Genomic DNA, 26558 nt, shown 5'->3' with positions numbered 1-26558 from the left:
GCCTCCGATACGGCAGCGGCGTGAGCGTCACAGTCACGGCAGGGGCACCAGCGACCGTGGCAGGGGCGTCGTCGCGTCCTCGCGGAGCCGCGCGAGTGCGTCCGTCCAGGCAGAGATATCGGGGGACGTCGTGGACCGCGGCCGCCAGGTCGGCGGCAGGCCTCCGGTGCCGAAGGTCGCCCGGGCGTGATGCTCCTGCGTCCGCGCGTCGCCAATCACGCCTTGCGCGACCTCCTTCCACGACAGCGGGACGGGATCGAGCCCCGGACGCGCGAGACCGAGGATCTGCCGAAGGGTCTCCTTCCCAGCCGCCACCCGTTCCTCCAGCACCGCGAGCTCCCGCACCGCGTCTGCCGCCTCGTCCTGCACGACAGCGAGGATCGCCGCGGTGACTGCCGCCTCCCGCTGCCGCAGTTCCGCATCGCCCGCCGCGTGGTCCCGCTCCATCAGTGCCTTCGCCGCCCGCGCCGCGACGAGCCGATCCTTCGCCTCGACCTCGCGCTCGCGCGCCGCCAGCACCGCCGCGCGATCAGCCGGAGGCCCGCCCCGCGCCTCCCGCACCCGTGCCTCCGCCAGCTCGCGCGCCGCCGTCTCGACGGCCGCCTTGGCCTCTTCCACGGCGCGGGCCGCGTTTCCCTCCAGCCCGAAGCGGTCGGGCATCGTGGCGTCGAGGCGCGCCATCTCGGCCTTCGCCACCTTCAGCCGCTCCACCGCTTCCGCCAGCACCGAGCGGGCAGGCGAGACAGCCGGCGCTCCGGCACGCCGGCCCGTGAGCCTCTCCATCACCGCGACCATCTCACAGGTGCCCCAGCTTCACGGCGGCCGGGAACCGGTCCCGATGGCCATCCGCCACCACCGGCACGCCCTGCCCAGCGCGGCGCTTGGCCCGCTGCACCGCCTCCAGCGTCGGCCCGAGCGACGCGCGCGGAATGCCCGCCGCCGGTACGCCCAGCCGCTCCAGCGACGCACGCAGCGGCGCCACCGCGTCCATGCCCATCCCGGCGGGGTCGCCGTCCGCGAGCCCGTTGTTCAGGAACGGCGTCCAGATCGCGTCGAACTCCGCCAGGTCCTCCGGCGTGAGCTTCCCAGAAAGGAACTCCCGCAGCGCCTCGATCAGTTTCAGGTTCATCTTCGCCTCGGCGATCGCCGCTTCCGTGTGACTCATGACGATCTCCTTCAGGCGGGGATGGGGTAGCTGTCGCGCGAGTAGCCCAGCCGCAGCGGCGCTTTCGGGGCTTCGTCCTGCGCGATCTTCTTGCGCCGCTTGCCGGGCGGCAGGGCTTCCCCGTGACGCCCGCATTCCGGGTTGTGGTCGAACGCCATCTTCGGCGGGGCGGGACGCGGCACGCGATCAGGGTTCGCCATCGTCGTCTCCTCAGTAGATGCGGCCGGGGAACGCGCCGTGCGGGGCAGGCGGCCCGCCGACACGCGCCAGGACCGCCGGGTTGATCTTCATCGGGCCCCTCGCTGCCCCGACCTTCAGCAGCGCGCCCGCCACAGCGTTCGCGACGTCGTCATGCGCGCCTGGCGCGTGGTCGATGCTGTCGCGCCCGCCGCGCGCGGTCCGTCGCTCCAGCCCGCAGAGCTGTGCGGTCAGCTTCGGCAGGTCGAGCAATTCGCACCGCCCGCTGTTCAGGACCGGCAGCAAGTCCCGGTACAGGTCGGACTTCGCCTTCTCCGACACGTCGTAGGCGATGCCCTGCTTGCGGAACTGCTCCCGCGGCCATTCCCCGGCGTAGCGGTCCCCCGTCACCGCCGTGATGCCGTAGGACTTCAGTAGCGTGGCGAACTCGCCCACCGTGCCTTCGGGGCTGAACGGCGGCGTCTGCACCCGCACGGCGTCGAGGACGGCCCGGTCCCCCTCCCGGTGCGCCACCGCCAGCGTCATCGCGTCCTGCGACCCGCCCGAGGGATCCGTGAAGGCGGCGTAGCGAACGCCTGGCACTCGCGGCAGCTCAAACCGGCCCGGCGCGATGCACGCCTCCACCGCCTCGCGCGTGACGAACGCCGCGATGTCGTTCCGGAACTCCGCCCCATACTCGGCCGCCGCCGAGGCAGGGTCGTCCTCATAGGCCGCCGCGATGAACCCCGGATCCAGCCCGGGGTTCATCTCCGCCGTCGTGCCGCGCCACACCAGCACCCGCGCATCGTCGCGCGCCCAGTGCTTCCGGAACGTCGTGTAGAGCACCCCGCGCTTGGCGTACGGGGAGGACGCCAGCAGGAGCATCGCGCCAGGGATGGTGGCGAGGCCCGGCCGGATCGCCGCGATGATCTCGGCATCCGGATTGGCCGAGGCGTCGTCGCGCCAGAAGGCAATCTCGTCGGCCAGCACCGCCGCGAAGGTGTACCCGCGCGTCACACGCCAACTCGCGGTCGCGATCTCGATCACCACCCGGTTGTCGAGGGTAATCGCCTCCGCGGCCGTATCCTCGATCATGCCCGCCAGCTCAGGCACAGCCTGGAGTGCGCCGAGGCAGTACCGGAAGATCTGTCGGGCCTGCCGGCGGTCCGCCGCGATGACCGCGATCGTCGCCACCTCGCCCGGTGCCAAGTGCGGCGCATAGTCGCGGTGCGTCGCGAGGTAGGCCGCCAGGGTGCCGAGGACACGCGACTTGCCCCCGCGCCGGCCTACGATAAGCGCCGCCTCCCGCACTGCCGCCGCGGGCGGCTGCCCCCGTCCGGTGTGGTGCCGGAAGGTGGCCAGCTCATCCGCCGTCAGCGCATCCCCGAAGAGGGCGGAGGCCAGGACCCGCCAGGCGCGCCAAGTCTCCCCCTCAAACTGCCCGCCGAAGATCGCCGGATCATCCAGGGCTTCGCGGAAGGTGCCGAACGAGGCGCTCACGGCGTCGTCGGAGCCTTGTCGGCGTAGTGGTCGCGCAGCGTCCGGGGCTTCTGCGTCTCCCCCTTCAGGCCGAGGGCCTTCAGCGTCCGGGTGAGGGAGTTGGACCAGGCGAGGTACTGGCGGCTGTCGTGATCGGTGAGCGCGCCGCCTTCGGCCAGCCGGTCATCGAAGATCGCGACCCGTAGCGTCAGCTGCGCAGCCCGCTCCACAAGGAGCCGCTGCGTCGCGGACGGGGTGCCCCCTACATGCGCGACCAGTTCCGCCCGCACGCCCCGCAGGATGCGACCGTGGCGTGTCCGCAGATCCATGTCGGACAGGCGCGCGAGGCCGGCGTACGCGCCCATGGCGGACACGCGGCGGCGTCCGCTGCGCTTGCGCGGGGGCTTTGTCGGGGCTGATGCAGGGGCAATGTCGCTCACGGCGACCCCCATAGTCATCACCGGAACCGGCGCCGCAACAACGATCAGGGGCGCCGCGGGCGATAGTTTCCCGGGACGTCCCGAGGCGTCCCGACTACCCCGCCCGGAGGAGGACCCGTCGGACGGCCGTGGCGGTCCATGCGCCGCCGCGCGGGGTGGGGATGCCCTCGGCCTCCAGCGTTGCCGCGACGCTTGCAAGGGACCGGCCTTCGTCCCGCAGCGCCGTGACCCGGGGCAGGACGCGGTGGGCCGCGTGGTCGGAGGCAAGTCGGCGTGCCTCCACGGCCGCCGCACGGCCCCGCTGGCCGGCGTCGGCGCTGGGAACGCGCTGCCCGGGCCGGCGCCCGCCGAGGACGGCTCCGCGGGCCTTCGCGGCGGCCAGGGCGGCCTTCGTGCGGGCGGAGATGGCGCGGGCCTCCTCTTCGGCGACCAGGGCCATGATGCCCACCGTCAGGCGGTTCGCGTGGGGCATGTCGCAGGCGACGAACTCGACGCCGGCCTTGGCGAGGCCGAGGAGGAAGTGCGCGTCGCGGGCGAGGCGGTCCAGCCGCGCGATCAGCAGCGTAGCGCCCGTCGTCCGGCATCGCGCGATGGCCTCGGCCAACTTCGGGCGGTCGGCACGCTTGCCTGACTCCACCTCGACGTACAGCGGCGCGAGGAGCGCATCGCCCGGCTGAACGTGCGCCCGGATCGCGGCTTCCTGCGCCTCTAGCCCGAGGCCGCTACGGCCCTGGCGATCGGTACTGACGCGGGCGTAGCCGACGAAGGTACGGGACACGGCGCGATCTCCGGTGAACGCGCAGCATGATGCGCCCTTGTGTCACGATGCGTCAACGACGGATGAGGCGATGTGACAAGGCTGCCGCAGTGGAAGCATCGGGCGGCAGGCGAGGGCGGGACGTCGGCACGGGTTCCGAACCCCTCGGCTGGGGGTTGTGGGGGTTGTGGGGGTTGTCCTGCCAACGCACGTGCGGAAAGTGGCAGTGACGTTCAACCGCTGGTGTGTGCCGGCGTGCGTGTGCTGCCACTTTGGGGAGGAGGGCTGAAACCCAACCCCCAAAGCCCCCAAAGCCCCCGCTACCGGTTTGCCGGCACGACCTGCCAGCGGTCCACGTTGCCGTGCGCCTTGCTCGCCTGAAGGAACCGCCGCCCGTCCACGATCCGCCCACGACGCTGGCGGAGCCAGATTGCGAGGCGGCGCGTGCTCACCGCACCCCGGTCTCCGGCAATGCGAAGGAGGGTGGCGCTGAGGTCGGGATAGAGGAGGTCGGTCGGTTCGCCCATCTTCGTCGGCTCTCGTCGTGAAGCGGCGTCCGCAGCGTCCGCCAGCGTCACGCCCTCCGTCCCGAAGGCGTCGTGCCAAGCCGTCAGCATCTCCCGCAGGTCGCCGAGTTCGGGATCGTCAGCACGGGCGACGTCCATGCTGGCCGCGGGATCGGCGCAGCCCAGCCACACCAGGGCGGAGCGGACCAGGCGGGACCAGTCGCCGTAGCTCTGAACCGGCGGGCGGGGGTCGGGCGTGCCCGCGGCGAGATAGGCGCGGACGATCGTGAGGGCGGCCGAGACGTAGGCGCCGCGGTGTTGGCTGACCGTCGCGACGGGGTCTGCCTTGAAGGTGCGCAGTTCCGGCCGCTCCATGCCGGCGTCGAGGTCGGAGACGAGCACGCGTCGGACCATGTCACCGCGGACGCGGAGGTTGTTGCCGGTCGCGAAGAGGCACGCCCGGTTCTCGATTTCGGTGATGCGCGACGTGCCGAGGGGGCGGAGCCGGATCAGCGTGCGCTCCGTCGCCTGGGCGAGAAGGTCGCCGCCCAACTCGCCGTTGACGTTGTCGAGGGACACGACGGGGAAGCCCTGGAGGAGGAGCCCGGTCAGGCGCTTCTCCGTCTCGGCCTCCTCCGGGGCAACGGACGTGACGGGGCAGGGACGGCCCGTCGCGATCATGCTTGCCACGTCCACCATGTACGACTTGCCCGTGCCGGCGGTGCTGGCACGAAAGGCGTGCATCGGGGCGATGCTGAGGGCGCCGCGCACGACGGGGGTGATGCAGGCCGACAGCGCGACGCTGAGCGCGGTCCCTTCCGGCGGCTCGCCTTCGCCCCCGCCCTTCACGAAGGGGAACTCGGCGAGGAGCCCGCGCAGCAGCGCCAGCGCAGCCTCGGCATCGCCCTTCGTCGGCGTCGCCTTCGTCGCGGTCGGGGTGAGGCGCAGATGCGGGTCGGCAGCGTGGTAGAGGCGCGTCGCAGGATCGTAGCCTGGCTCGAGGATGAGAGATCCGTCAGGCCGGAGGGTCGGGGTCGTCACGACGCCCGCGATGCTGCGCAGCTGCCAACGACCCTCGCGGGACAGGAGGATGGAGGCGACGTCGCCCGGCGGGTCCACCGTGACCCAATCCTTCGACCGCTTGTCAAAGCGCTGGAACGTCGTGACGCCGCACAGCACGTCCCGGACGGCGGCGAAGTTCAGGACGCCGAGGCCTGCCGCGATGGTTGTGCGACCGTGCGACGCCGCGACCTCGCGCGTGACAGGGCGGACGAGTTCGTGGCCGCGCTGGTAGACCGGGACGCCGGCGGCCACCATCGCGGCTTCCGCCTCGGTCGTCATGCGGTCCAGCTCGCCCGCGGCGACCCGCACGACGGGGCGGCCCTCGCGGTCGGTGGTGGGCGGCGCATCCTCCTCGACGGCCTTCCCAGCGGCCTCCCACGCGCGCCGCAGTTCACGCCCACCCTCGGCAAGGCCCTTTTCACTCTTCCACGCTGCGGTGTCGGGATCTTTGTCCAGGGCGGCAACGAAGTCGTCGTACGTGCCACCGGCGCGACGGACGCGAGCGGCGACCTTGAAGGCCTTGGCGCTACGGGAGCCATCGCCTGAGCTGCTCCCCATTTCCGGGGGCGAGGCCCGGCGCTGGCGCTGGCGAGGCACGTCGCCCTCCGGCTGCGTCGCCGCGAACTCGGGCCCGATGGCGGTGATCAGGTCCAAGATGGTCTCGATCTCGACGCGCCGGAGTTCCAATGGCGAGTCCGGCAGGCGATCGTCGGTGACGGCAAAGTAGCGGTTGCCCAGGTACAGTTCGATGGCAGGCGGGTGGTCGGTGCCGGTGCGGCGCTTCCACTGCTTGCCGTGTTCCGTCCCCATGGCGCCGCGCAGTTTGGGCAGGACGGTGGCATCAAAGGTGAAGAACACCTTGGCGCCGGTGCCGGAGGGGCTGACCTCGGCGTAGGACCGGAAGAGCCTCAGGACTTCCTCGGCCCATGGCGCGATGCCGCCGGTCTGCGGGTCTCGGCAGGTGTCCAGGTCGATGCCGCCGATCGCGAGGCCGGCACTCTCGCCAAGCGCGATCCCGATGCCGCCGATGCCGTAGGGGCGCGGCAGAAGCGGGGCCCGTGCTTCGGCCTCGGCGCGAGTACGCCAGGTGGTCGGCGCGTCCATCGCGGCCTTTTTGCCGGTAGCCGGGTTGTGCGGGACCTTCGTCGGGCTGCCGTTCCGGTCCTGCTTCTGCCACGCGACCCACCGCGGCACGTCGGCGAGGCTGGCGAGGGTCAGAAGCGCGCTGGTACCGTCAGGCATGCGCACCTCGCCCCGCTGCGCGACGCAGCATCATCCTGACCGCGTCGGACGACATGCCGAGGCGTTCCCCGATGGCGTGGTTGTCGTGGCCGTCAGCCCGCATCCGACGCGCGACGGAGACCCGCCGTGCCGTCTCGGGGTTTGGTGGCCGTGTCCGATGCCGCGAACGGAGACCCGCCCTGACGGCACGCATGCGGGCGGCGTCGCAGCTGACGCCGATCGCGTCCCCGGCTTGCCGATACGTCGCCCCGGCGGTGAGGGCCTGCGCGAGCTGGATCATGCGCGGCGCCCCTCCTGGACGGGGTGCACGCCGCCGAACCGCTTTGCCGAGATCATGAGGCATGGCAGCGCCGCCATGGTGCCGCCGCGCCGGTCAACCTCAGCCTCCACCAACTGAAGCCACTCGTCCTCGCGGGTGCTGCACGTCTCGACGATAAGCAGGCGCCGCCGCTCACGGACCGCGTAGGCGGCGGCGTCGTAGTGCGCGCGCTGGCCACCTGCTGCATGGATCAAAACCGAAGCACTCCAGCGGAGGAGCCGTGCGAGCTGCGGGAAGTCCACCGGCCCGGGCGGATTGTCGTGCCCGGGGTCGCCGGCCAGGATCACGGCGGTTGGTCGCTCCGCGTGGTCGAGCAAGCGAACCGGCATGCGCGTCCCCGCCTGTAAGATGACGACGCGGAAGCCCTCAGCGAGCGCCGGCATCAGCAGGCCGATGTGGTAGTCGCCCCCGCAAGTGCCGGCGCGCTCAATGACGGCGGAGAGGACGCGCGGGTGATCCAGGACCAGGCCGTAGCGCTGCTGCGGCATCATGCGGGCTCTCGGACGGCGGCGGCCGGCTGCATGAGGGTTGCGCGCATGACGAGCAGGGCGGCCTCCTCGGCTGCGTTCGCCGCAGCGAGGTCGCCCGCGCGCCGTGCGCTGGCGGCATCAGCCAGGTGCTCGCGAACGGTGGGCAGGGCGGAAACTTCGCCGATGTGGATCGGGCGCGGCCGGGGACGCGCCATTCGGGCCGGGATATGGCTCATCGCGCTGGCCCCTTCTCGGCGAGGGCGAGGCGGCACGCATTGGCCACGGCCTCACGCGCCAGGGCGGACGCCAGGCGGGTCCGCAGGCCGCCGGAACTGATCAGGTCACGCAAGACGCCTCGGGCCAGTTCCCGGGCGGCGGTGTAGGCCGCCCGCCGGGTGCCCTCATTGACGGCCGAACTGGCGTGCTGCAGGACGGCGCAGGCCTGCTGACGGGCCGCGTCGCTGGCGGCGCGGAGAATGGCCTCGAGATTGTGCGAGTCGGGCTGTTCCGTGAAGGTCCGGAGCGGTGGCCGGGCCCCGGGTTGGGGCGTGATGATCGTCATGTGTCGTGCGTCCTCTTGGGCGCACGGCGGAAAGGGCTTGGCGAAGCGGCGGGAGGTCGCTACATCCCGGGATGTGGAGTGGTTCCCGTAGCGTAGTCGAGTAGTTTTCCCGCGCCCCGCCGGCCTTACAGCCGTGCGGGGTGCTTCTGTTTCAGGCGGCCTGCTTCTGGCCGATCGGGGCAGGGGGCTGACTCCGCAGCCAGCGCAGGCCGGCAGCGATGTCCACGAAGGTCGCCGATCCCACTCGGTACGTCGGCAGGTGACCGGCGGCGATCAGCAGATAGGTCCGGCTCCTGCTCATGCCGGTGATCCGACACCAGTCCGAGATCCGGCCCGTCTCCTGCTCGTACGTGGCCGCACGCATTCGCCGCGCCGCGGGCGGGTTTGCAGGCTCCTGCGCAACCTCATGTGCGGAAAGCGCCTGGATGGGCAGTGGCGCGTCGGTTAGTTCAAGCTTCAGCATCTGTTCACCCCGGGACTGATTGGGATGAGGCGAACATGCCTGCTGCATCGGTGTGTCGATCTCCGTCCAAAGCTGCCGATATAGGCTGGGTAGCTTGAAACGGGTGTTTTCGACTCCCCGGTCTAAAGCGACTGTTTTAGAGGGGGGGTCTTGCCGTTCGCCTTGCTCGCGCGCGCTCCGGCGATGCCGGCCTTCGTCCACGCGATGCTTGGGAGGCCGCGGAGAAGGGTGAACAAAGCCGGAGTAGGAAGGTCGCGGAACGGGGCGTTGTTCAGCCTGATTGGCCCGCTCCAACTCAGTAGCCGCTGCACCTCGCGCAAGTGTCGGCGCGCATCGCTCAGGCGGTCCTCTACGGCTGGCGCGCCGATGTTGAGGACGAGCGCCATCTCCATGTGCGCCCGTCCGGCGCTTCCGAAGCGTTCCTTCAGCACTTCGAAGATCGAGAGGAGGTTGCTGGCATCGTGAGTTGTCGCGTACGCCTCGGCTTTCGACTGACCCGATATTCCGCCGAAGCCGAGTGCCTTCGTCGCGCTCTCCAGGAATTCGCCAGACGGACCGATCGCAGCGTCCGTGATCTGAGAAGCGACCTCGTGCAGGTATGTCCGTACCGCATTTGGGAGACGGACATGCGCTTCCTCGAAGCTGTCTTCTGTTATCGCCTTGATTGCAGCCCAGAGGAAAACCGGGTTGCGTGTGATCCCGAACTGCGCTGCGGCCTGATCCGCGCGCCGGCTGGCGCGAAGGGCGCGCACAGCTGTCTTCTGTGACGGCAACGGCGCCTCCGCAGCGCACTCCGCGAGAAAGCGGCGGGGCGGCCGGGGCGGAGATCCCGGCACAACGGTTTCGAACCCGCGCCCCGCCAAGGGTGAGGATAGCGCGTCCGGCGTCGCGCTGCACGTCGCGCTCGCTACGCCCGGTGCGGGTCGCGGTGTCGGCGGAAAAGGACGCCAACTTGTCGTCCTTATAGCCGCCGCGCCCCACACCACCCTGTCGCGTCTCAGGGTGCAACGCCTCGTAAGCCTGCTTCCGCCGCGCCGTGAACAGGGTGGGCGCAGCGCCCACCCCCGGCACTCTTCTCGCCGTCACGACAGCCTCCAGGCTGGCGCAGCGGTAGGGGCGCGTTCGGCTAGCTCGTCGTAATTCGCCGCGGTCCAGAGGAAGCCTTCGCGGCAAGCCGCGTCTGTCCGCATCTCTGCCATCTGTCGCAGCTTCGTGGCCTCGGCGCGCAGGTAGTCGCTCCCGAAACTGAGGAGCGCTCTCTCCCGCCACCAGTCGTGGTACTCGCGGCTTCCGCGGGGGAACGGGCACGGGGGGGTTTCCCCCAATTTTGGGGAGAACCCAAGCGCGGCGACGACGGCGGCGCCGGTGACGACGGTCCGGCGTGTCACGGGGCCGCGCATCATGCGACCCGCCCGTCGAGGAGGTTCAGCACGTACTCGGCGAAGTTGTAGGCCGCGACTTCCTCATTGGAACTGGGATCATCAACCCATGCGGTCAGGACCCGCGCCTGCGCCCGCAGGCCTTCGCGCGTCCGGGGCTGGATCTGGAAGATGCTGTCCGCCAGGTCGAGGTAGCCGGGCACGTCGGCGACGAGCGCATCAGCGATCGCCTTCTCCGTCGCATGGTCCCCGCGATCGTTGGCGGCGAGTTGGAGGTCGATCAGGCGGCGATGCTCGGCGTCTCGGACCAGCCACCGCTGGCACATCGCCAGCAGATCCGCGTCGCTCACCGGCCCGTCGAAACGCTGAAGGTCAGGCGCGGCGGTCGGTGCCGCGACGAGGGCGGCTAGCGCGGCGAGCGCTCCTCTTCTTCTGGCCCGGGGCGCGGGCGTGCTATGGGCGAGTTCAGCCATGACCAGATGCTCCAGCATCAGGGTTGCGGTGAGGCCGGGCGTGCGAGGACCAGTCGCGCGTTCGGCCGCTTTCGGTTGGACGTTCTGCCCAACCTCGATTAGATTGATTGGGCATTCCCGAAACGTCAATCAGAAAGATTGAGGTTGTCCGACGCAGCCATCAGTGCCGCCCAATGTCGAGGGGCACGAGCGATGATCGGGTGGAGTCAGTCCACTCTCGCCGACGCAGCCAAGGTCGCCCGTCAGACCGTGGTGGATTTCGAGCGAGGGGCCCGCACACCCTACCCAAACAACCTCGCCGCCATCCGCGCCGCCCTGGAGGCGGCCGGCGTGATCTTCGTCGCAGAGAACGGCGAGGGGCCGGGCGTCCGGCTGCGGAAGGCAGATCCTTAACCGAAACGGACTCCTCAGGCCCCAGCAGCTGGCGGTAGGCTGCTGCATGCACCGACGCGTCGCCGTCCTCACCCTGCTCCTCGCGCCGCTGACCGCGACTGCTCAAGTGAACCCGTCCAGCCCTGCTCCTCAACGACCTGGGCAGGCTGCCCCTCCGCAGGGCGCCAACACGGCCGATCCGGTATACCGCCAGGGGCAGGCCGATCGCGCCGCATGGGAGCAATGGCTGGCCGGCCTTACAGGACAGAAGGCCGCCGGTGCGGCACACTGGGCCGCCAGGCGCAGCACACAGAATCCCGGATCTTGCTTCGATGGCAGCCAGCTTCGGGAATGGTCGGAGGGGTGTGCGGACGCGCGTGTGCGGCTGGCCCTACCGGACGCGCTCAGGCGATCGGAGACGCAATACCGCCTCGGCTGGAACGCGCCCATCACCGTGCCGACGGCCAGCGACAATCGCGCGCCCGTACCTCCGTCGGCCACCGCGCCGGCCGCGCCGGCCGCGCCGGCCGCAGCCGTCGCACCGCCGCGTCTACCGCCCGACGAGACAGCGTGCCGAACGGATTGGCGGCGGTGCGCCGACAACGCGCAGCTGGTGAACAACTTCCGCGATTGGGCCCTCGTTCAGACCCGGTGCAAGCGCCAAGCTACGGACCTAGCCAGATACGGTGACCCGGTATGGCCGTGGTTCTCGTTCGGCTCCTTCCTCCGCGGCGACGACTATCCCCAGACCGGGATCGTTGTTGCCATCGAGCCTCGCGCTCAGTTCGGGAACGGCTTTGGCGCCAAGGTCAATTCACGCGTCACATGCCGGTATGACTTGAATCGCGGCGAGGTGGTGGACGTGCAGGTTACTGGCCTCTGAGACGCATGGGATTGAACCGCCACGCCGGCACCATGGTCGAGTTCATGAGCAGGAACGCGCCCGGCGTCGGGCTGAGGAAGGGCAGCCCGTGAGCGCTCTTGTGCTGTACTCGAAAGAGATTGCGTCTCTGCTGGCACCTGTCGTCACTTGGCTGCTGACGAGATACTTCAGCCAGAAAGCGGCCTTGCTGCTCGACTTCCGGCACCAATTCACGTTCCTGCTCAACGAGCCCACGCGAGCGCCGGATGGGAGAGTTCTTGGCCCTGTTACAACGGTCAAGACGTTGTCTACGAGCGTCTTCAACAATGGCAGGGCAACCGCGACTAAACTGGAAGTCGTGTTCAATTGGCGCCCGCAACACTTCAACATCTGGCCTGTTCGGCACTATGAGGAGCGAACGAGTCCCGATGGCAGGTTCTCCCTCCTCTTCGAAAATCTGACGGCAAAAGAGGCGATCGGTTTCGAGCTGCTCAGCGTCAACGCGGATCTACCTGGCATCATCCAAGTTCGAAGTGAGCAAGGGGTGGCGAAGGTTCGACAGCTCACCCCATTTCCGCTGCCGCCCCCGTGGAAGATCAAGGTTGCCCTCATTTTGATGGGCTTCGGTGTGGGTGCGGTGGTCTACCTGTTTATCTCGGGGTTGCAGCTCATCGCGCGCACTAGCGTGGCTTCGTGAAGCAGGAGGTCCGGTGTCTGGCGGTCAACCCGCCACCATCGGAACCGCCGCTCTTCTCAGCAGCTCCTCCGCCGCGTCCACGATGAAGGCGCCGTAGTGCTTCTCGATCATCGCGACCGACGTGTCGTGCGCCGCCGCGACCAGCCGCACCGGTAGCCCGGCCTTCAGCCCGCGGACGATCGAGGAGTGCCGCAGGGAGTACGGCACCAGGTCGCCCGGCAGCTCCGCCCTCACCAGCGCCAGGCGCCACGGCCGCTGCATCTCTTCAGCGCCGCGCCAGGCCCGCCGGCCGTCGCGCTCCCATCCGATTGTGCCGGCGCCCGTGACCTTCCGGTTGTGCCAGCGGGTCAGCAGCGGGTCGCGGGCCTTCCGGCCGGCCACCAGGGGCCGCAGCCGCGCCACGACGTCGTCCGGCAGGGGACGCGCCGCGTGGGTCTGCGGCTTCGTCCCGCGCCCCTTGCGGGCCATCGGGACCATGAGGCGCCCATTACCGGCCTGGAGGTCCCCAACCGTCATGCGGGCCGCCTGATCGAAGCGGCAGCCCGTGGCGGCCATGACCAGCACCAGCGCGCCGAAGTCCGGATCCAGGGCGTAGGAGGCCTCCACCAGCCGCCGCACGTCCGCGTCCGGCAGGACTTGGGCCTCCCGGGCCCGGTCAGGCGAGGAGGGCGCGCGCAGTCCTTCCCGGATCGCGGTCAGCACGTCGCCCGGCAGGCGCGTGCGCCTGGCCGTGGCAGTGAGTGCCGCGCGGAGGTCGTTCAGGACGCGCGCCAAGGTGGCGCGGGAGAGGGCAGGGGGGTGATCCGAACTCACACCCTTCCCACCGCGCCTCAGCCCCTCCCGCCACGTCGTCAGCGCCTCCTCGGTCAGCGCGGCCAGCGGCACGTCGGCCAGCGGCGAGGAGAGGACGTGGTGCGTCAGGCTGAAGCCGGCGTCCCGCCCCGACGTCGCGCTGCGCGCCTTCCGGAAGGCGATGTAGTCTTCCACGGCGGCGCGCACGGTCGGGCTGGAGACGACGGCCGCGGCGGCCCGCTCCACTGCCAGACGGCCATCAGCCCAAGCCGTGCACGCCGCCACGGCCTGATCGAAGGTGAGGACGCGGACGCCATCAGCTTCAGTCCGCGGGTCATCGTCGGCGATGCCGAGGGCCTGCGTCTCGTACTTCTCGGCGCCGAGGTAGCGCCGGCCGATCCAGGTCCCGGGCCTGCCATCCGCCTGCTTGTAGAACCCCAGATGCAGCGGCAGCGCGCCGCGGCGCACCACCCGGAAGTAGGGCTTCGGGCGCTGCTTCAGCGCGCGGCGGACGGCGCGGGTGTCGAGCCGATGCTCACTGACCTTGCGCGGCACGGGCGCCCCTTCTCCAATACTTCTCCAATATACGGGGCTGGACGGGGCGGGACAGATAGGGACGCCGGAAAGCCTAAGCCGTTGGAATTATTCGTCCCACGATGTCCCAACCTGTTTCACTGCGGGCTACTCTTACCCCCTCTCACGGCGGCAACACGGGTTCGAATCCCGTAGGGGACGCCAGGGACGCCCGAGAATCCGGCTTCACCACCCCTGGGCTTGACGCCCCGCGAGCACGGCCGCGGTGTCGAGGTTACAGCGCGCGGGCACCGCGGTCATCGTCCCGCGTCAGACGCCTGATGATGAGCCCAAGCAGCCATGGACGAAGACGATCGCTGAGAGGCCGCGCCGCTCGTCTCGTACGCGACTCGCGCCCCGTCAACCGTCGCGACCTGCAAGAGGATCGCGCCTCTGCTCGTGGCCGCAGGCGGCAGCCGGACCGGTACCGACGCGCGGCAAGGCACGTCCCTGGCAAGCCGTGCCTCGTTGAGAGTGGTTCGCCTGCTTCGAGCATCTGGCGGGGGTAGCAGACGCCGCCGGGCAGAATGACGTCATCTTCGATCCGGCCTCCCGGCTTCTGACGTCGGACGCCTACGACGCGCTGATGCCGACGCTCGCCGCCGAGATCCTGCCGGCGGAGGCCGATCCTGCGGCCCTTGTCGAGATCCTCCGTCGGCGTTCCGGCCCCGTCAGCCTCGTCTCTCTGCCGGAACTCGAGCGCACCCTCCGGGATGGGATTGCGGCACGGCTCGACGTCGACACGGCCACCCTCGCCCTTCGAGGCGCTGGCCACCAGCAGCAAGACCTCCGGCAGCAGACTGACCATCCGCTGGGGATGGCGCGGGTCCTTTAGCGCTGGACCGCGCTCCATTGGGCGGAACGGCGAGGACGACACCGTCGGGCTCGTTCATCAAGCCCCCGCCATCCATGCGGAGACCGCGCCGCCGTCCCCGCGCTCAACCCGCTGCCGACAACGCAAAGCGACGGACGTGCCTTGCGCGTAACAATTCGTTGCCGAATTCATAAGGTTACGTTAACGATCCATCTCGCGCCGCGGGGGCGCGCCGGCAGGACCGTCCAGGCCGGCGTCTCTGATGCGATACCCCGGAGCCAGCCATGCCGGTCGGGACATTCCTCAGGCGCGGTGCCCTCGCGCGTGCAACCGAGGACGCACAGGATGGCTGGTCCGACAGTCTGAGCCGAGCCTTCATCGCCGGCAGGACCTCCGGCGAGGCCAGCCGCCCCGGCAGCACGCCTTCAGACGCCGACGTGTGCAGACCTCCGTCCAGCAACGGCGACCTCATCCGAGGGCCGCGCCGCGACGACGACATCAGCGACTGCATCCCGACCCGGACCGCTGTGCGCAACGAAGCACCGGGCTTCCCTCAGACTAGCGCTCGCCCGTCTTGGAGACACCAATCATGACGGTCAGCACATCTATCCTCTCGTTCCGCGCAGTCGATCAGAACCTCTGGGCGCCGGGCGCGGCGATCGAACTCGGGATCGACACGGGCGAGGCGCTCATCATTCGCCCCGAGGAGCTGAAATACGACCTCGACATCGGTGGGTCGTTCCTCGGCTTCTCGGGAGAACTCTACGCCAATTTCGTCTTCGGCCTGTTCGCATACGCCGAGATCGGCGAGGCGGGACGCTTCGGTGGCGGGATCGATATCGTCGTCAATGCGAGCCACAATGCCGTCGTAAGCGGCAACGGCGAAGGCATCATCTTCGACTTCAGCGACTACAGCGTCGGCGCTGCCCAGATCGGATCGCAGGGGTTCAGCGTCGGCGCGAAGGCCGGCCTCGACCTGGTCGTCGGATTCGAGCTCGGCATTCGTGACATCACCTACGCGATCTTCGGTTTCCAGGACACGGCAAGCGACTTCAAGATCATCGACCTTGCGGAGACCCATATCCCGCTGCTGACAGCCGAGCCATTCCAGACGGAATTGCCGTTCGACCTCGGACTCGGGCTGGAGCTGACCCTGCGGGTGCCGAGCGGAGCGAACACGCAGGGCTCCAGCTTCGGCTCCGTCGTCGTGCGGTCGGACGGGGTTTCAGACTCCCCGTTCATCGAATTGTCCGCCGACCTCGATCAGATGCTGGTCCAGCTTCTGAAGAAGATCCCGTTCCCGCCACTGGCCGTCGTGGCGAACGTGCTGGAGAACACGATCTTCGCCGAGTTCGAGTTTGACCTCAACGACTACGTGCCGGGCATCGGCGCCGACGTCTTCGGTGTCTCCGCAACGGTGCTCGATATCGGCGCGAGCGTCGGGGCGGCGGTGTCCGAGAAGCTGGCGCTGGACTTCTCGAACGGCGACGGCAAGACGCCCAACGTCAACATCACCCTCCGATCCGACAACGGGACCCCGGGTGATCTGTCCGACGACTTTGTCACGTTCGCCAAGCTGGGCGATACCAACGTCAACGTGGCCGGGCCAAACTTCGAGGGGTTCGGGCCGGTCAAGGTCGAGGCGACCTACGAACTCAACCGCGCCAGGTTCTCCCACTCCGTCGGGCTGGACCTGGTGGGCGGATTCACGATCGACATCCTGAAGGCGGAGACCACCGGATACATTGGCGAGAAGCTCGGCATCAGCTTCGGCCCGCTGCTGTCCTTCTCCTTCCCCGAAAACGGGTTCCGGGTCGGCATCCTGCAGGATCTCTACACGAACGCCTTCGACGTGGCAGGCGGCGCGTTCAATACGGTCAAGGATACGTACGAAGTCTTCTATTCCCAAACGCTGCCCGTCGGCATCAACACGGAGAAGCCCGGCGCAGTCCAGCAGCTCATCGCGTACAACGAGCAACGCCAGATCAATATCGCCGCGTCAAACGTGACCTTCGAGCCGATCATCAACGGCAGGCCGGCGGCCGCCTTCCTGAACGGCAACGCGGTTGACGTCGCGAACACGCCGCAGGTGGCGAGCTGGTTCGCGGACCGCCCGAACGCCCACATCGACATGGAGGGCGACCGCAACAGCACGACACGCGACATCGTCCGGATCGACGTGCAGAATCAGAACAACGTCCCGTTCGTGTCTCAGCTTGAGGCGCGATATTTCGTGAATGGGATCAATACGCCGTTTCCCCTAACGGGATTCCTGTCGGCAGCACAGGCAACCAGTGACGCCGGCTACATCTTCGTCAACAGTCTGCCGTCTTCGTCGTTCATCAACCAGTCGGGCGGCGGCGGCCTCGTCAGCGGCACCCGCCTCGTCTACCGGTACGGCGGACAGCAGGTCACCACCCCCAACTCGGTCAATATCCTCGGCAACACAGGCGACGACTTGCTCGTCTATTGGGGTGACGAAACCCAGCTTCTCGATGGCGGCGGGCAGGTCGCGGAGTCGGCGACCGGCGACGTGCTGATCGCGAACTTCGGCAAGAGCCACGCGCTCGACGCGATCGAGTGGGACCTGCGGCCTTCGGCCGTGGGACAAAGCGGACAGAGCGTCGGCCTGTCGCTGACGCGCGGCCCGGTGCTCTACGGCCGCAACGCCAGCCAGATGGAGAAGATCGGCTTCGTCAATGATCCTCTCCAGGTTGGCCGAGTCGAGATCCCGGCCGATGATGCCGACGGTCGAGCGATCCTGCGGACGCCGGCCGGCGACTTGAACCTCAACGGCACCTTCGTCGTCCGCCTTGGGGTCGAGGACCTGCAGAACGGCGCCTCGACATTCGAGCTGCGGGTGCTCAACGCGGTCGGCAGCCTGGTCCAGGTAGTCGGTTCACAGGTCACCAACCACCCCGAGGTCGGCGGCACGACCTCTCTCCGGGACCTGGTCTTCAAGGACGTCGAGCTGAAGCCCGGCGACCGGATCGAGATCGTCGCCGATCGCGGCGTGATCGAAGGCCCAGACGCCGAGGCGGCGCGGATCTTCGGGATTGCCGTACACGAACAGCACGAGGTGACGTTCCGCAATATCGAGTCGTTCGTGCTGACCCTGTCGTCCTACGACGACATTCTCTTCACGTCGACGGGCCGTGACAGGATCTCCTTTGGTGCCGGCGAGGACACGCTGTTCCTCACGGCCGATACCCACGCCGAGACGATGGACATGGGCAGCGGCGCCGACGTCGTTCTCGCGGAGCTGAGATCTTCGGCGCAACTCGGCAATACAGCGTCGGTCAACGACGACATCTACGGGCAGACCGGCGCGGACGAGGCGATCGTCCGAAACCTGTCGGACGTGGGCGCGCAGTGGGTTACGCGGACGCCGCCCGTCGGCTCCGGAAACCAGATCGTCGTCGGACCATTGGCGTTCAACGCCTCGGCAGCGCAGTTGAACACGATGCTCGGCCAGGTCGATCGGCTCTGGGATACCCCGTTCCGAGAGAATTCTGCCGCCGGGTTGCCGCAAACCACGCTGACCGGCGACTTCATCCGGGTGCAGGTGACGCAGGACGGACGCACCAACTCCGTCACTTTCACCGAGTTCGAGGCCCTGAGCTTCGAGGGATCGGAAACGGCCAATGACCTCGCCGTCTACTTCGGCGGGACCTACTACCGTGGCGGGATATCGCGGGCTGACACCTTCGCGGCGGACTTCGGCACCTTCGACCGCCCGGCCGGCACCACCACTGGCGTCGTCATCTCGGGGTTCAATGCGGCAGCCTCCGCCCTCATCGGCGCGCCAACCACCTCGCCCTTCCCGACCGCACCCACCCGCTTCACCTACGACGACGACCTTCGCTTCGCCGACGGTGAACTGGTCCGCACGTCGGAGATCCAGGGTTTCGAGCGCCTGATCGTCACCGGAACCACCTTCAAGGACATTCTCGTCGGCGGCATCTACGACGATTATCTCGCGGGTGGCGGTGGCGACGACATCCTCGTCGGCGGCGGCTCGCGAAACTACGATACGACCTTCTCGACCATTCGCACCAACCAACTGTCCGGCGGCGACGGCGCGGACACCTACTACACGAACGGCGATGAGCGGACGGAGATCGCCACCGGGACCGATGGTATTCCCGACCTCCTGATCTTCGCACCTGGGAACGTCGTCAGTGTGGCGGCGGCGCTGGGCAACACGCTGGTTGGCCTCCGGCAAACCTTCGACTTCATCGCCCCCGGGCCAGCGGATATCACCTACCAAGCCAACAGCAGCAGCGCGGCGCTCCTCGCCGCGATGGATCAGCTCTCGGCCGGTCTCGTCAGCCGCGACTTTTTCTTCGCGACGGGATCCGGGCTTGGCGCGTTCACCGACGGGCCGTTGCGTACGAACCTGACTGGCCTCGCCGAGACTGACGACCTCTTCATCTACGACGGCGGCGCGACCTACCGCGGCGGCGAGCGGCCCGGCGATGCCGACGTATTCGTCGCCGACTTCTCGGCCCAGACCTTCGGCATCACCCTCAACGTGGAACAGGATGCGGCCGGCGTCCTCCTGGGGAACGGCGTCTTCATCTCCGGCCTGGACCGCGTGGTCCTGCGGCTCGGGAGCGGCGGCGACTTGGTCGCCGGCGGGTTGCTGGACGACGTGATCTACGGCGGCGACGGTTCCGATGTCCTGCGCGGCGGCGGCGCCGTCGCCGGGGACAGCCTGTTCGGCGGCGCCGGCGCCGACCTCTTCGGCTGGCAGGTGTCGGACGGGATCTCCAACATCGACGGCGGCAGCGATCCGGGCGAAACCGCGGAAACGCCGATCGTCGACCGGGTGCTGATCTCAGCGGTTGGCGAGAACGGTCTCTCGCTGGCCGGGCCCGGCGACGGACTGGCCGTGCAGCTTTTCATCAACCTCGGCGGCGGCGCCGAAGACTTCGACCCGCTGTTTCTCGACGCGATCGGGGCCGACGCCGTGTCGGTGGATATCCCCCGCCTCCTATTTGTCGAGAACGTCGCCACCGTCCGCGTCTGGTCGGGGGACAACTACGTTGCGATGCGCAACATCGAGGCGACCGAGGTCCAGGGATCAAACGAGGGGGATGACCTCGTCTGGTACCAGAACGGAACCTTCTACGACGGCGGCGACCGGGACGGCGATAAGGACGTTTTCGTCGCGGTCTTGCTGGACGAGACCGCCGACATCTCGATCAACGCCCGCAGCGGTGACGACCGGGTGCCGGACGACCAGGTCTTCTACGACATCGGCAACGGCACGCGGATCGGCAACTTCGAGCAGATCATGGTTCGCCTCGGTTCGGGCAATGATGAGGTGTTCGGCGGCGAGTTCGACGACTTCCTCCAAGGTAACGGCGGCGACGACCTGCTGGACGGCGGCGAGGGCCGCGACACGGTCAGCGGCGGCGCGGGAGACGATCGCCTGTTCTTCACGGGCGGTTTCAATGAGGTGATCGACGGCGGTTCGGACTTCGACACGATCGAGATCAATGCGATCCCCTCCGGGATTAGCTCGGTCTACGGCCTGACCGTCAATTCCGCCGATCCGGACAGTTTTACAATCACCTCCTTCAACGACGTCGACGACATCAGCAGCGCGGCGACCATGCGGTCCGAGCTCGCGTCGCTGATGGCGAACCTCGGAACCACGAACGGCTTCCTCGTGGGCGGAAGCGGAGTTTCGCTACGCGTCGTCAATGTCGAACGCGTCGTCATTTCGGCCGAGGAAGGCCGCGACATGCTAGTGTCGGGCACGGGCGGGGGTGTCCTTTCTGGCGACGGCGGCGCCGATGTTCTGGTCAGCCTCGGCGGGGACGATCTTCTCGTCGGTGGCGAGGGCCTTGACCGGTATGCATTCGGCGGTGCCTGGGGCCACGACGTGATTGGCGGTGAGTACGCCGGAGCGGGCGAGATCCATTTCTTCGGCTGGAGCCGCGCTCAGATCACGTTCAGCCTCGCAGCGCCGGGCAGCGATGATCTGCTGATGAGCAACGTCGTCGGCGACACGGTTCTCTTCATGGACTACTTCCGGAACGGTCCCAACGGCCTGGGCTACACCTTCGCCTTCGACGATCAGACGGCGGTCGGTCTTAACCTGACCGCTCTCGGCGCGGTGAGCAGCGGCCCGGTGGCCGTGGGCTCGGTCTTCTTCGGCACGGATGGGCGGGACGTGCTCCTCGAGGGTACGAATGACGCCGACTCTTACTTCGCTCGCGAGGGCAACGACCTCATTACAGGGTCGCCGGGTCCGGACATCATCTCCGGCGGCCTCGGCCTCGATGCCGTGATCTACGCCAAGATGGTTGTCGGCTCGCGCGCAGAGGCCGGTGTGACGGTCGACCTCGGCATCGGCTACGGCCTCGGCGGAGACGCCGACGGTGACATCCTGATCTCGATCGAGGACGCGCTGGGGTCGGGCGCGCGCGACCTGCTCATCGGATCGGACGGCCGGAACGCTCTGGCTGGCGGCGAAGGCGACGACACGCTGAGGGGCCTCAAGGGGGAAGATTTCCTCTCCGGCGACGGTGGGAACGACAGTCTCCGCGGGGGCGACGGCGACGACGTCATCAAGGGCGGAACGGGACGCGACAGCCTTTTCGGCGAGGGGGGCAACGACTACCTCGGTGGCGGCGCCGAGGCGGACACACTTGCTGGTGGCACCGGCAACGACACCGCCGTCGGCGGCGAAGGCTCGGACTCCGTCGATCTCGACGCGGGCGACGACACCTACATCATCGCCCGGACCGTGAGCGGCCTCGTTGCCGACGCCGGACTGGATACGGTGAACGGTGGCGCCGGCGAAGATACGATCGAGTTGTCCGACTTCATGACAGGCGGCGTGATCAACCTGGGCGGCAGCTTCGACGTGCCACAGACCGTCGCCAGCAACGGGGTCACCGACATCGCTTCGCAGGGCGCTTTTGTCACAGTCGCGACGCTGACCGGGTTCGAGAACGCTGTCGGCTCCAATTTCCGCGATACCGTCCTCGGCAACTCGGGTGCGAACAAGCTGGCCGGCGCGTCTGGCGATGACCTTCTCCTTGGCTTCCAGGGCAACGATACGTTGGTCGGCGGCGCCGGCATCGACCAAGTCAGCTACGCGGCGGAGGGAGGCAGCGGCGCGGTACTCGCGGACCTCGCCACCGGTCTGGTCACCGACACCTACGGGAACACCGATACCCTGATCGAGGTCGAGTGGCTGATCGGCTCCAACACCAGCGCATTCGATGATCTTCTGGGAGATGATCGCGACAATATCTTCACCGGCAACAAGGGCGCCGGCGTCGACCAGATGGATGGGCGCGGCGGTGTCGACACGGTCGACTACAGCATTGAATCCGACACGCAGAATTACCTGCCAGACGGCACGACCCCCGGTCCGATCGGAGTTGGTATCGTCGTCGACCTCTCGGTCACGGGCAGCTTCTCTAATCCGAACGCCACAGACACCTCGGGCCACGGTGATCTGCTAGTCAGCATCGAGAACATCATCGGCTCGATCCGGGCCGACGCCATCAAGGGCAGCGCGGCCGACAACCTGTTCGTCGGCGGTGACGGCAACGACACGTTGGATGGCGGACCAGGTGGATTCGACACGGTAGATTATCGGCAGGAGATCGGCAGCCTCGGCGTGATTGTCGATGACAGCAGTCTTCTGAGCAACCGCGACACGTTCGGCGACGTCGACCTGCTGATCGGGATCGAGCGGATCGTCGGCACGGACCATGCTGACTTCATGCGACTGGATTCAACCTTTACGCGAGAAGCAGTAGGCGGTGACGGCGACGACCACCTCGAAATGCTGTCCACGCTAGGGGCGGCAGACAGGAGCCGTCTTTTCGGTGGTGACGGCAACGACACGCTGATCGGGTCCGGGGGCGCGGACTACCTGTTCGGTGGTTCGGGCTCGAATGAGAGCTACGGTTTCGGCGGCGACGACACGTACCTCTCCACCGGCGGCAGCGACTTCTTCGACGGTGGTGCCGGAGACAATGAGGTCAGCTTCGAGCTTCTCGCCGGAGCCGTCCGCGCCGACCTGACGACGACGAAGATGTTCACGACCGATACGACCAGCGCGCTGACCGGCGCGCAGCGGCTCGTCGTCAGCCACTCGTCCGTATCGGCGGTCACGGGGTCGGCCTTCGCCGACGCGATCGAGGGTAACTCTGGATCAAACCGACTCAAGGGTGGATCTGGCGACGACACGATCGCCGGCGGCGACGGTGTGGACTCGCTCGACGGCGGGGCGGGCGTCGATACGCTGGACTACACGCAGGGGACCGGCGGCGTTTCCCTTGATCTCACCATCGCGTCGAACAACGCGACCGATGGTTTCGGCAACCGTGAGACCGTGACCGGCTTCGAGCGCTTCCTCGGCACCGCCTTCGATGACACGTTCAAGGGTGACGATAAGGCGCAGACTTTCGCGACCGGTGCGGGATCGGACGTCGTCGACGGCGGCGGCGGGTTCGACACGCTCGACTTGTCGCAGGAGACCGGCGCCCTCGGCGCAACGTTTCAGATCAGCTTCGACCCGACGTCCGGTACGATCTCGGCGGTCGTCACGGACTCTTTCGGAGCTCTTAACTTCGTGACCTCGGTCGAGCATTTCATTGGAACGAACGGCATCCACGACGACCTGTTCGGCGGCGACGGCAACGACATGCTGACCGGCAACGCCGGGTCGGAGGTTGATCAGCTGTTCGGAGGAAACGGTATCGACACGGTCGATTACAGTTTCGAGAGAGGCGCCCAGGGTATCGTGGTCGACCTCCGCATCCTCGGTGCCACCGCCGCGGCGCCGAACGCGACCGACAGCTACGGCGACCATGACGCCTTGCAGTCGATCGAGAATGTCGTCGGCAGCGCCTTTGGCGACAGTATCGACGGTGGCGCAGAGGCGAATGTCTTCAGCGGACTGGACGGTGCCGACACCTTCTCGGGCGGGGATGGAGCCGACACGATCAGCGGTGGCCTCGGGCTCGATACGATTCGCTACGACCTCGAGAGCGGTGGTGCCGGCATTACCGTAGCATTGCAGGGCGGGTTCCCGCAGGTGGTCGACACCTTCGGTAAGGTCGACAGCGTTCGCGACATCGAGGCCATCGTCGGCACCGCGCAGGTCGACGTCATGTCCGGCAACGACGCCGCCAACCTGTTCAGCGGTCTTGGCGCTGCAGACACCCTGGATGGCTGGGTCGGCGACGATACACTGGATGGTGGCAGCGACGACGACGTCCTGCTCGGCTGGTCGGGCGATGATAGCCTGGTGGGCGGGGCCGGGGAGGACCAGCTCTTTGGCGAGGACGACGACGACACGCTCCTGGGCGGGACCGGCGCAGACGTCATATCCGGTGGCGATGGGTTCGATACGGCGTCCTATTCCGGCTCGGTGAATGCAGTCACCATCCTTCTTGCAAGTGGCGCCGCGGTGGGCACGGGCGGGGACGCAACGGGCGATGTTCTGGACAGCATCGAGAACCTTACTGGCTCCGACGGAGCCGACGTTCTTGCGGGCGACGCTGGGGACAACCTCCTCGACGGCGGGGGCGGCAACGACACGCTCGGCGGCGGCAGGGGTGACGACGGTCTACAGGGTGGCGGCGGGGCCGACAGCCTGCTTGGCGGCGACGGGCAGGACGTCCTCGACGGCGGCGAGGGCAACGACACGCTCGATGGGGGCAGCGCGGTCGATCAGCTCCGGGCCGGCGCCGGGAACGACCGCGTCATCTACGATGCAGCCGATACGACGGTCGACGGCGGCGAGGACGGCGACACGCTCGTCCTGCTGACCCGCGTCAACGTCAACCTCGGCAATGCCGATCAGGTCCAGGGCGGTGGTTCGGCTACGAACTTCGAGTCCGTGGACGCGAGCGCCCTGACGCTCGGTGTCGTCCTCACCGGCTCGTCCGCCGCCAACTCTTTGGCAGGCGGGTCCGGGAACGACTCGCTGAACGGCAGCACCGGAGACGACACGCTGATCGGCGGTGCCGGGGACGATACGCTCACCGGCGGCACCGGGACGGACACCGTGAGCTACGGGGGTGCGTCCGCCGGCGTCTCGGTGAACCTGACCACCTCGACGGCGCAGAACACCGGCGGCGCGGGGACCGACCTGATCACCGGGGTCGAGAACGCGGTCGGCAGCGCCCATGCAGACACTCTCACGGGCACCAATGGGGCGAACCTCCTCGACGGTGGGGCCGGGGCCGACTCGCTCGTCGGCGGTCTCGGCGACGATGTCTACGTCGTGGACAGCGCGGCCGACGTGGTGATGGAGGGGGTAAACGCCGGCATCGATACGGTGCACGCCGGGCTGTCGTACACCCTCGGCGCGAACCTGGAGAACCTGACGCTGTATGGTCTGGCGCTGTCGGGCGCCGGGAACAATGCTGGGAACGTCATCACGGGCAGCGACGGTGCCAACGTCCTCTCGGGCTCGGGCGGCAACGACACGCTGCTGGGCGGGGGTGGCCAGGACACGCTCGACGGCGGCAACGGCGCGGACTCGATGGCCGGGGGCGCGGGGGACGACACCTACGTGGTGGACGACGCCGGCGACGTCGTGAACGAGGCGGAGGGGGATGGCGTGGACACCGTCACCAGCATCCTCTCCCTCACCCTCGCGGCGGGGCTGGAGAACCTCACGCTCCTCAGCACGGCCGCGGCCGGCACCGGCAACGCGCTGGCCAACCGCATCGTCGGCAACGGCATCGCCAACACGCTCGCTGGCCTGGGCGGGGCCGATACGCTGGAGGGCGGCAACGGCAACGACACGCTCGACGGCGGCACCGAGGCCGACAGCCTCGCCGGCTCCTTCGGGGTCGACAGCCTGGTCGGGGGAGACGGGAACGACACCCTCGACGGCGGCGCCGGGGACGACGCCCTCGACGGCGGCCTCGGCGACGACACCTACCTCGTCAACGCCGCCCTCGATGCCCTGACTGACGCCGGCGGGGTCGACACGGTGGTCGCCTCCCTCACATGGACCCTCGGCAACGCCTTCGAGAACCTCACCCTCGCGGCGGGCGCCGGCAACGGCACCGGCAACGGCCTGGCCAACCGCCTGACCGGCAACGCGGCGGGCAACGTGCTGGCCGGCGGCTCGGGCAACGACACGCTGGAGGGCGGCGGCGGCAACGACAGGCTCAACGGCATGAGCGGGGCCGACGTGCTCCGCGGCGGGGCGGGCAACGACACCTACTTCGTCGACAACGCCCTCGACGTGGTGGACGAGGCGGGCGGCGACGGCATCGACATCGTCTCCACCGCCCTCTCCTTCACCCTCTCGTCGGGCGTGGAGCGCCTCACCCTGACCGGGACCGGCAATGCGACCGGCACGGGCAACGGCGAGGCCAACCGCATCCTCGGCAACGCCGGCGCCAACCTCCTCGCCGGGCTCGACGGCGCGGACGAACTGCGCGGCGGGGCCGGGAACGACACCCTCCTCGGCGGCACGGGCGCCGACCGCCTCTACGGCGACGCGGGCGCGGACACCTTCCGCTACGCCTCCATCGCCGAGGGCGGCGACGTGATCTACGCCTTCGCCGCCGCCGATGACGGGCTCGAGGTCTCGGCCGCGGGCTTCGGCGGCGGGCTGGCGGCGGGCAGCCTCGCGGCAGGCCGCTTCGCCTCCAACACCACCGGCCTCGCGACGTCGGCCGCCGGCACCGGCCAGTTCGTCTACGAGACCGACGCCGGCCGCCTCTGGTGGGACGCCGACGGCGCCGGCGGGGCAAATGCGCTCCTCCTCGCCACCCTCTTCGCCAGGCCCCAATTCACCGCCGCCGACATCACCATCATCGCCTGACGCCGCGTCTCGGAAGGGTCCTATGCGCGGGTCCTTCCGAGCGATGGACCCGACGAAGGTCGGATCCGGGTTTCCACCGCTGCTCCTGTGCGTCTCTCAACCCGTCCTCATCGGTCAGGCACGCGGAACG

Annotated in this window: 20 protein-coding genes; 5 read left to right on the top strand and 15 right to left on the bottom strand. The window is 68.6% G+C overall.

The window, feature by feature from the left end:
• Positions 1-33: 33 nt before the first annotated feature.
• The 14 genes from ACE7GA_RS01470 to ACE7GA_RS01405 form a co-directional block, all read right to left on the bottom strand.
• The gene (locus ACE7GA_RS01470; protein ID WP_376094614.1) at positions 34-783 is read right to left on the bottom strand and encodes a hypothetical protein; all 750 of its coding nucleotides are present in this window, start codon (positions 781-783) and stop codon (positions 34-36) included.
• 13 nt (positions 784-796) lie between these two features.
• Positions 797-1165, bottom strand: coding sequence for a hypothetical protein (locus ACE7GA_RS01465; protein WP_376094611.1), 369 nt, complete (start codon positions 1163-1165; stop codon positions 797-799).
• An 11-nt stretch (positions 1166-1176) separates the two neighbouring features.
• The gene (locus ACE7GA_RS01460) at positions 1177-1365 is read right to left on the bottom strand and encodes a hypothetical protein (RefSeq protein WP_376094608.1); all 189 of its coding nucleotides are present in this window, start codon (positions 1363-1365) and stop codon (positions 1177-1179) included.
• 10 nt (positions 1366-1375) lie between these two features.
• Complete coding sequence (locus ACE7GA_RS01455; RefSeq protein ID WP_376094605.1) at positions 1376-2842, bottom strand: hypothetical protein; 1467 nt, start codon at positions 2840-2842, stop codon at positions 1376-1378.
• Positions 2839-3195, bottom strand: a complete 357-nt coding sequence (locus ACE7GA_RS01450; RefSeq protein ID WP_376094602.1) for a hypothetical protein — start codon at positions 3193-3195, stop codon at positions 2839-2841. Before ACE7GA_RS01450 ends, ACE7GA_RS01455 begins: the two co-directional genes overlap by 4 nt.
• A gap of 160 nt (positions 3196-3355) precedes the next feature.
• The gene (locus tag ACE7GA_RS01445) at positions 3356-4039 is read right to left on the bottom strand and encodes a recombinase family protein (RefSeq protein WP_376094599.1); all 684 of its coding nucleotides are present in this window, start codon (positions 4037-4039) and stop codon (positions 3356-3358) included.
• 299 nt (positions 4040-4338) lie between these two features.
• A complete protein-coding gene (locus ACE7GA_RS01440) occupies positions 4339-6828 on the bottom strand; it encodes a hypothetical protein (protein WP_376094596.1) in 2490 nt (829 codons plus the stop codon).
• 276 nt (positions 6829-7104) lie between these two features.
• On the bottom strand, positions 7105-7638 hold the full coding sequence (locus tag ACE7GA_RS01435) for a hypothetical protein (RefSeq protein ID WP_376094593.1): 534 nt from the start codon (positions 7636-7638) through the stop codon (positions 7105-7107).
• Positions 7635-7853, bottom strand: coding sequence for a hypothetical protein (locus ACE7GA_RS01430; protein ID WP_376094590.1), 219 nt, complete (start codon positions 7851-7853; stop codon positions 7635-7637). The genes ACE7GA_RS01435 and ACE7GA_RS01430 overlap by 4 nt, the downstream gene beginning before the upstream one ends.
• Positions 7850-8179, bottom strand: coding sequence for a hypothetical protein (locus tag ACE7GA_RS01425; RefSeq protein WP_376094587.1), 330 nt, complete (start codon positions 8177-8179; stop codon positions 7850-7852). The genes ACE7GA_RS01430 and ACE7GA_RS01425 overlap by 4 nt, the downstream gene beginning before the upstream one ends.
• A gap of 151 nt (positions 8180-8330) precedes the next feature.
• Positions 8331-8642 (bottom strand): hypothetical protein, encoded by a 312-nt coding sequence (locus tag ACE7GA_RS01420; RefSeq protein ID WP_376094584.1) that lies wholly within the window; start codon positions 8640-8642, stop codon positions 8331-8333.
• Positions 8643-8764: 122 nt separating this feature from the next.
• A complete protein-coding gene (locus ACE7GA_RS01415; RefSeq protein ID WP_376094581.1) occupies positions 8765-9394 on the bottom strand; it encodes a hypothetical protein in 630 nt (209 codons plus the stop codon).
• Positions 9395-9724: 330 nt separating this feature from the next.
• A complete protein-coding gene (locus ACE7GA_RS01410) occupies positions 9725-10030 on the bottom strand; it encodes a hypothetical protein (RefSeq protein ID WP_376094578.1) in 306 nt (101 codons plus the stop codon).
• A gap of 11 nt (positions 10031-10041) precedes the next feature.
• Complete coding sequence (locus ACE7GA_RS01405; RefSeq protein ID WP_376094575.1) at positions 10042-10512, bottom strand: hypothetical protein; 471 nt, start codon at positions 10510-10512, stop codon at positions 10042-10044.
• A gap of 174 nt (positions 10513-10686) precedes the next feature.
• On the opposite strand from ACE7GA_RS01405, the gene ACE7GA_RS01400 reads away from it, so the two are divergent.
• From ACE7GA_RS01400 to ACE7GA_RS01390, 3 genes are all read left to right on the top strand, one after another.
• Complete coding sequence (locus ACE7GA_RS01400) at positions 10687-10887, top strand: helix-turn-helix domain-containing protein (protein WP_376094573.1); 201 nt, start codon at positions 10687-10689, stop codon at positions 10885-10887.
• A 46-nt stretch (positions 10888-10933) separates the two neighbouring features.
• Positions 10934-11749, top strand: a complete 816-nt coding sequence (locus ACE7GA_RS01395; protein WP_376094571.1) for a hypothetical protein — start codon at positions 10934-10936, stop codon at positions 11747-11749.
• Between the two features lie 88 nt (positions 11750-11837).
• Positions 11838-12425 carry a hypothetical protein gene (locus tag ACE7GA_RS01390; protein ID WP_376094568.1) on the top strand — a complete coding sequence of 196 codons (588 nt, stop codon included), beginning with the start codon at positions 11838-11840 and terminating at the stop codon, positions 12423-12425.
• Positions 12426-12449: 24 nt separating this feature from the next.
• On the opposite strand, the gene ACE7GA_RS01385 is transcribed toward ACE7GA_RS01390, so the two are convergent.
• Positions 12450-13772, bottom strand: a complete 1323-nt coding sequence (locus ACE7GA_RS01385) for a tyrosine-type recombinase/integrase (RefSeq protein ID WP_376094565.1) — start codon at positions 13770-13772, stop codon at positions 12450-12452.
• Positions 13773-14376: 604 nt separating this feature from the next.
• Here ACE7GA_RS01385 and ACE7GA_RS01380 point away from each other — a divergent pair.
• Positions 14377-14625, top strand: a complete 249-nt coding sequence (locus tag ACE7GA_RS01380) for a hypothetical protein (RefSeq protein WP_376094562.1) — start codon at positions 14377-14379, stop codon at positions 14623-14625.
• A 568-nt stretch (positions 14626-15193) separates the two neighbouring features.
• Positions 15194-26428, top strand: a complete 11235-nt coding sequence (locus ACE7GA_RS01375) for a hypothetical protein (protein WP_376094559.1) — start codon at positions 15194-15196, stop codon at positions 26426-26428.
• Positions 26429-26558: the final 130 nt, after the last annotated feature.

Source organism: Roseomonas sp. CCTCC AB2023176 (assembly GCF_042259275.1).
Taxonomy (GTDB): Bacteria; Pseudomonadota; Alphaproteobacteria; order Acetobacterales; family Acetobacteraceae; genus Roseomonas.
This window is presented reverse-complemented; position numbering and strand designations above follow the sequence as displayed.

Bases quoted from the DNA above. Each gene is read 5' to 3' on its own strand.
- ACE7GA_RS01375 (WP_376094559.1), top strand. From the start codon at position 15,194: ATGACGGTCAGCACATCTATCCTCTCGTTCCGCGCAGTCGATCAGAAC.
- ACE7GA_RS01405 (WP_376094575.1), bottom strand. From the start codon at position 10,512: ATGCTGGAGCATCTGGTCATGGCTGAACTCGCCCATAGCACGCCCGCG.
- ACE7GA_RS01430 (WP_376094590.1), bottom strand. From the start codon at position 7,853: ATGAGCCATATCCCGGCCCGAATGGCGCGTCCCCGGCCGCGCCCGATC.
- ACE7GA_RS01465 (WP_376094611.1), bottom strand. From the start codon at position 1,165: ATGAGTCACACGGAAGCGGCGATCGCCGAGGCGAAGATGAACCTGAAA.
- ACE7GA_RS01395 (WP_376094571.1), top strand. From the start codon at position 10,934: ATGCACCGACGCGTCGCCGTCCTCACCCTGCTCCTCGCGCCGCTGACC.
- ACE7GA_RS01470 (WP_376094614.1), bottom strand. From the start codon at position 783: ATGGAGAGGCTCACGGGCCGGCGTGCCGGAGCGCCGGCTGTCTCGCCT.
- ACE7GA_RS01425 (WP_376094587.1), bottom strand. From the start codon at position 8,179: ATGACGATCATCACGCCCCAACCCGGGGCCCGGCCACCGCTCCGGACC.
- ACE7GA_RS01435 (WP_376094593.1), bottom strand. From the start codon at position 7,638: ATGATGCCGCAGCAGCGCTACGGCCTGGTCCTGGATCACCCGCGCGTC.
- ACE7GA_RS01420 (WP_376094584.1), bottom strand. From the start codon at position 8,642: ATGCTGAAGCTTGAACTAACCGACGCGCCACTGCCCATCCAGGCGCTT.
- ACE7GA_RS01440 (WP_376094596.1), bottom strand. From the start codon at position 6,828: ATGCCTGACGGTACCAGCGCGCTTCTGACCCTCGCCAGCCTCGCCGAC.
- ACE7GA_RS01400 (WP_376094573.1), top strand. From the start codon at position 10,687: ATGATCGGGTGGAGTCAGTCCACTCTCGCCGACGCAGCCAAGGTCGCC.
- ACE7GA_RS01380 (WP_376094562.1), top strand. From the start codon at position 14,377: ATGCCGACGCTCGCCGCCGAGATCCTGCCGGCGGAGGCCGATCCTGCG.
- ACE7GA_RS01460 (WP_376094608.1), bottom strand. From the start codon at position 1,365: ATGGCGAACCCTGATCGCGTGCCGCGTCCCGCCCCGCCGAAGATGGCG.